The organism is Pseudomonas sp. KCJK9000 (assembly GCF_046230725.1).
Classification (GTDB): domain Bacteria; phylum Pseudomonadota; class Gammaproteobacteria; order Pseudomonadales; family Pseudomonadaceae; genus Aquipseudomonas; species Aquipseudomonas promysalinigenes.
Window position 1 is genome coordinate 1 of sequence record NZ_JBJJLN010000120.1, and the last position, 2179, is coordinate 2179.

2 protein-coding genes and 1 pseudogene are annotated in these 2179 nt (G+C 49.2%); all 3 read left to right on the top strand.

Annotated features, from left to right (window positions below):
• Window positions 1-1213, top strand: a 1213-nt coding sequence (locus ACK59H_RS22825) for an RHS repeat-associated core domain-containing protein (RefSeq protein WP_409264976.1), incomplete at its 5' end; no start/stop codon positions are given.
• Window positions 1210-1845, top strand: a complete 636-nt coding sequence (locus ACK59H_RS22830) for an imm11 family protein (protein ID WP_261745546.1) — start codon at window positions 1210-1212, stop codon at window positions 1843-1845. The genes ACK59H_RS22825 and ACK59H_RS22830, both read left to right, overlap by 4 nt.
• Before the next feature lie 217 nt (window positions 1846-2062).
• A pseudogene (locus ACK59H_RS22835) lies at window positions 2063-2179 on the top strand (RHS repeat domain-containing protein); the annotation flags it as partial.

Below are 2179 nucleotides of genomic sequence, written 5' to 3' on the forward strand. Positions count from 1 at the left end.
GTACGAGTACGAAGCCAACGGGCAGTTGCGCAGCCGCGATACCGGCTCGCTGGTGGGCAGCGAAGAGTTCCGCTACGACGCCGCCGCGAACCGCCTGGACTTCAATGCGCGGCAGTTCGACAAGGTCAAGGACAACCGGATCAAGCAGTGGCGCGATCAGGAGTACCGCTACGACCCGTGGGGCAACCTGATCGAGAAGCGGTCGGGGCACAGCAAGCTGCAGAGTTTTATTTACGACTGCGAGAACCGGCTGGTTCGGGCGCAGACGCTGGTTAACGGCAAGCTGGAGAGTACCGGGCAATACCGGTATGACAGCCTGGGGCGGCGGGTGGCCAAGCAGGCTGAGATCAACGGCGAAGTCGAACAGAAACGCTTCCTGTGGCAAGGGTTGAGGATGTTGCGGGAGGCAACGCCTGGTCAGAGCATTTTGTACCTGTATGAGCCGGGTAGCTATGCGCCGTTGGCGCGCGTGGATCAGGTTGAAGGGGAAGAACAGAAGGTCTACTACTTCCATACGGACCAGATTGGTACGCCGCTGGAGCTGACGGATAGCGAAGGCCAGATCGTTTGGCAAGCGATCTATCGTTCTTGGGGGGAGATAGAGCAGCTGGCCATTAGTGAAATCGAGCAGAATCTCCGCTTCCAAGGTCAATACTTTGATAGTGAAACGGGACTGCACTACAATACGTTCAGATTCTATGATTCCGAGGTTGGGCGTTTCATTACCCAAGACCCCATAGGGTTGGGTGGTGGCATTAATGTTTATTCATATGCTACAGATCCAATTCAAGAAGTTGACCCGCTAGGATGGTGCTCGACAAAGCTGGACAACAATATGGGGGCCAGGAAGGGTGATGGCATGGCGAATCATCACCTCATCCCTGAAGGAATCATGAAGAAGCCGCGTTATGCAAAAATGTTTAACAAGCTTCGATCAATGGGCTTTGGCGACGACGGCGCATCCAATGGAATATTCTTGCCTGGTAGCAAAAAACTGACGGAGAAAATTGACCTCCCAGGGCACTGGTCTAATCATGCTGAATATACAAAAGTAGTGGAGACTAAAGTCTCGGCTTTGAATGATGCATTTAGGGCTGGCAAAGTTTCTGATACTCAGTTGGTGCTGGGTATTGGAAAGATTCAGAATTTCGCAAGAGAAAATCTCATGAATAATAATTTTGTAGTAGATGCTGTCACTGGGAGGCTTTTGTGAGCAGTTCCAAATATTACGTTATGCGATACTGCTCGCAGGATAGTGGCTGTCCTATTGTATTGTCGGGCTTTTTCAATTGTGATGAGTTTGAGTGGGATTCTTTCGAGCTCAATCCGATGGCGCTAAACATAGAGAACAGATATTCATTAGAGCTTTCTGGTTTGGAAATGTCGCTTGGTGATCTGGATTTTGACTATTACCAATTGGGTGAGACTTTTGTCTCCAAAAAATTTTTAGGTGTCTGCGATAAGCTGGGAGCAAAGTACAAGGCTATCCCATTGGAGATTTCCTTTGAGGGGGATTCTCGGAAAGATGAGTTTTTTATATTTCTTCCTGGTGAAAGCCTGGCGGCATTAGATAAAGCCAAGTCGGTATTTGAGGTATCTAAAGACATGGAGAGCGGCGTCGAAATTGAAAGTCCGATTTATCCAGGCTCTGTGAGTATTGATAGTATTAAGAAATTTGTCATCTCTCCAACGCTGGATGCGGATATTTTTAGATGTCAGGAAACTTTAGAGTTATTCTGCAGTGACAGCTTTAAGTCTGCTGCAGGCGATTTGAAGGGTCTTGCATTTGAGGCTATTGATGAACATTATACATACGACGCGTGGGCAGAATTAAATGATATTTGATTGTATTTTGAGTTGCTTGTAAGGTCAGTGTGAGATGCGGTTGTCAGATAGTTGGGAAGGCTCTTTAAAGCTGTGAGGCAACGTTGGTGCTATCTAAACTCAGGTGGCCCATTGTTCTGCTAGGCCTTACTGGAAAATTAGTGCAGCGAGCACAACTCCGTCGCATCCAGTTGTGGAACTTGGCAGTTTAAGTTATCCCATAGATCAAGGCGAGTAGGGCAACATGGTCGGCCTGAGCCCGCCGCACGGCAACCGGCTCACGTTCCAGTACGACGAGTTCGCCCGCCTGCTCGAAGAAACCGACCCGCTGGGGCGCAAGATCCAGTACGAGTAC